The following is a 2,999-nucleotide window of genomic DNA, read 5'->3' on the forward strand; positions in this document are numbered from 1 at the left end:
TCGTCGTCATCGGCAGCTTCCTCCTCCTCGAAGCCGCTCCGGGCGATGCGGTCGACGCCTATATCGTCTCGACCGGCGGCGACGCCGGCATGATCGAACTGCTGCGCCATCGTTGGGGCCTCGACCAGTCGGAGCTCACCCGCCTCGCCAATTACCTCTGGGCCTTGCTGCACCTCGACCTCGGCCAGTCCGTTACCTTCTCGCGGCCGATCCGCGAGATCATCCTCGAACGCCTGCCGACCACCCTGGTCCTGATGGGCAGCGCCACCGCGCTCTCCTTCGGCCTTGGCTCTGCGCTCGGCATCTATGCAGGTGCTGCGCCCGGCAGTTTCCGCGACCGCTTCCTGTCGATCGGCTCGCTGGCGCTCTATGCGGTGCCCGGCTTCTGGCTTGGCCTCATGCTCATCGTCGTCTTCGCCGTCGACCTGCGCTGGCTGCCGATCGGCGGCATCGAGACCATCGCCTCCGGCAAAACCGGATTTTCCCGCGCCGCCGACATCGCCATCCATCTCGTGCTGCCGGTCTCGGCGCTCGGCTTCATTTATCTCGCGCTCTATCTGCGCATGATGCGCGCCGGCATGGCTGAGGCCTGGCGGCAGGATTTTGTCCTCGCCGCCCGCGCCAGGGGCCTGCCCCGCCGCCGCGTCGTGCTTGCCCATGTCGCCCGCAACGCCCTTCTGCCATTGGTCACCATGCTCGGCCTGCAATCGGCGCAGATGCTTGGCGGCAGCGTCGTCATCGAAAGCGTCTTCGCCGTGCCCGGCCTCGGCCGCCTGGCGCAGGAGGCCGTCGCCGGACGCGACACGCCGCTGCTGCTCGGCATCATCCTAGTCAGCGCCGTCCTCGTCATCCTCATCAACCTTCTGGTCGACCTCGCCTACGCTATCCTCGATCCGCGCGTCGGCGCCGGCGAGGCAAGCGCATGAACCGCCTGCGCCGTTTCTTCCGCACGCCGGAAGCGATCGCCGGTGCCTCGATCCTCGCCTTGCTCGTCGTCATGGCGCTGGCCGCGCCGCTGTTTTTTCCCGGCGACCCGCAGGCGATCGCCGGCCCGGCGCTGCTGCCGCCCTTCCAGGGCTGGCGGCTGCCGCTCGGCACCGACCGGCTCGGCCGCGACGTGCTGGCGGAGCTGTTCCACGGCGCCCGTACCTCATTGGCGGTCGGCCTGGCGGCGGCTGCCGCCGCGCTCCTGATCGGCGCCGTGGTCGGCACCTTGGCCGGCTTCGCCGGAGGGCTGGTCGATGAGGTGCTGATGCGCATCACAGACGCCTTCCAGACCGTGCCGAGCTTCCTGTTGGCGCTCGCCTTCGTAAGCATCGTCGGGCCTTCGCTGGGCGCGGTCGTCGCGGCGATCGCGCTCAGCGCCTGGACCGGACCCGCGCGCGTCGCCCGCGCGGAAGTGCTGTCGATCCGTGAACGCGACTACGTCGCCGGCGCCCGCGTCATCGGCATGCACCCGCTGGAGATCGCCTTTCGCGAGGTGCTGCCCAACGCACTGCCGCCGGTGCTGGCGCTGTCCTCGGTGATCGTCGCGGCTGCGATCCTCACCGAGGCCGCGCTTTCCTTCCTCGGCCTCGGCGATCCCAATCGCGTCACCTGGGGCGGCATGATCGCCGAGGGACGCACCGTGCTGCGCACCGCGCCGTTCCTGTCGGTCGTACCCGGCATCGCGCTCGTGCTGACGGTGCTCGGCGTCTACCTCGCCGGCGAGGGCGTGGTGGAAAGCACCGCGGTGCGCAGGAGCCTGTCGTGACCGCGCTGCTTTCCATTCGCGATCTGAGAGTTGCCTATCGGCGCGACGGCGCCGAGGTGGTGGCGCTGAAGGGCGTCAGCCTGGACGTTCTCGAAGGCGAGCGCTTGGCGATCATCGGCGAAAGCGGTTCGGGCAAGAGCACGCTGGCGCTGGCAGTCGTGGGGTTGTTGGCGCGGGGTACCGAGATTGGCGGGACCATCAGTTGGAAGATACCGAAATCGCAAGCGCCTCATTCCTTCGCGCCCCCCTCTGTCCTGCCGGACATCTCCCCCACAAGGGGGGAGATTGGCAGCTCCGTCGCTGGCTCTCTTCTTGCAACCTCGAAAATTGGCGAAGGCGGAGATCACGAGCTAATCTCCCCCCTTGAGGGGGAGATGTCCGGCAGGACAGAGAGGGGGGCGAAGGATCGCCAACCGTCCGCACTTGCCACAAGCCACCCCCTCCTCGGCCGTGACATCGGCTTTGTCTTCCAGGATCCCTCCTCCAGTCTCGACCCGGTCATGCCAGTCGGCAAGCAGATCGCCGAGGTGGCGCGCACCCATCTCGACCTCACTTGGCGCGAAGCCATCGCCAAGGCCAAAACCCTGCTCGAACGCGTCCGCCTCCCCTATCCCGACGCCGCTCTCCACGCCTACCCCCACCAGCTCTCCGGCGGGCAGAAGCAGCGAGTGGCCATCGCTGCGGCAATCGCCGCCGGACCGAAACTCCTGATCGCCGACGAAGCGACCAGCGCGCTCGACACCATCGTCCAGGCCGAGATCGCCGCCCTGATCCGCAGGCTGGTCACGGAGGATGGCATGGCGCTCATCTTCATCAGCCACGACATCGCGCTCGCCGCCTCGCTCGCCAATCGCATCGCGGTGCTGCGCCATGGTGAACTGGTCGAGCTCGGCGAGACCAATCAAATCGTCAACGCGCCGCAGCATGCCTATACGCGCGGCTTGCTCGACGCTCATCTTGGCCTCGACGCCGAGCCGCTGCTTGACCGACAGGGCATCTCGGCATGAGCCTGCTTGCCGTCTCCAATCTCACCAAGCGCTATCATCGCGGCGGCAAGCCTTTCGCGGCAGTCGACGAGGTGTCCTTCGAAGTCGGCCCGGCGGAGACGCTGGCGCTCGCCGGCCCGTCCGGCAGCGGCAAATCGACCATTGCAAGGCTGGTGCTGCGGCTGATTGAGCCCGATGCCGGCCGCATCGCCTTCGAAGGCGGCGACTTCCTCGCTTTGTCGGGCGCCGCTTTGCGCGCC

4 protein-coding genes are annotated in these 2,999 nt (G+C 68.1%); all 4 read left to right on the plus strand.

All coding sequences use genetic code 11. The annotated features are described in order from the left end of the window. Nucleotides 1-926, plus strand: a 926-nt coding sequence (locus tag EOA23_RS33130; RefSeq protein WP_145966567.1) for an ABC transporter permease, incomplete at its 5' end; no start/stop codon positions are given. Next, nucleotides 923-1,753 (plus strand): ABC transporter permease, encoded by an 831-nt coding sequence (locus EOA23_RS33135; protein WP_127307161.1) that lies wholly within the window; start codon nucleotides 923-925, stop codon nucleotides 1,751-1,753. The genes EOA23_RS33130 and EOA23_RS33135, both read left to right, overlap by 4 nt. Then, the gene (locus tag EOA23_RS33140; protein WP_189341806.1) at nucleotides 1,750-2,760 is read left to right on the plus strand and encodes an ABC transporter ATP-binding protein; all 1,011 of its coding nucleotides are present in this window, start codon (nucleotides 1,750-1,752) and stop codon (nucleotides 2,758-2,760) included. The genes EOA23_RS33135 and EOA23_RS33140 overlap by 4 nt, the downstream gene beginning before the upstream one ends. After that, the coding region (locus tag EOA23_RS33145) for an ATP-binding cassette domain-containing protein (protein ID WP_127307162.1) at nucleotides 2,757-2,999 on the plus strand (243 nt) is incomplete at its 3' end. The genes EOA23_RS33140 and EOA23_RS33145, both read left to right, overlap by 4 nt.

Source organism: Mesorhizobium sp. M2A.F.Ca.ET.042.01.1.1 (genome assembly GCF_003997405.1).
GTDB lineage: Bacteria > Pseudomonadota > Alphaproteobacteria > Rhizobiales > Rhizobiaceae > Mesorhizobium.

Bases quoted from the DNA above. Each gene is read 5' to 3' on its own strand.
- EOA23_RS33135 (WP_127307161.1), top strand. From the start codon at position 923: ATGAACCGCCTGCGCCGTTTCTTCCGCACGCCGGAAGCGATCGCCGGT.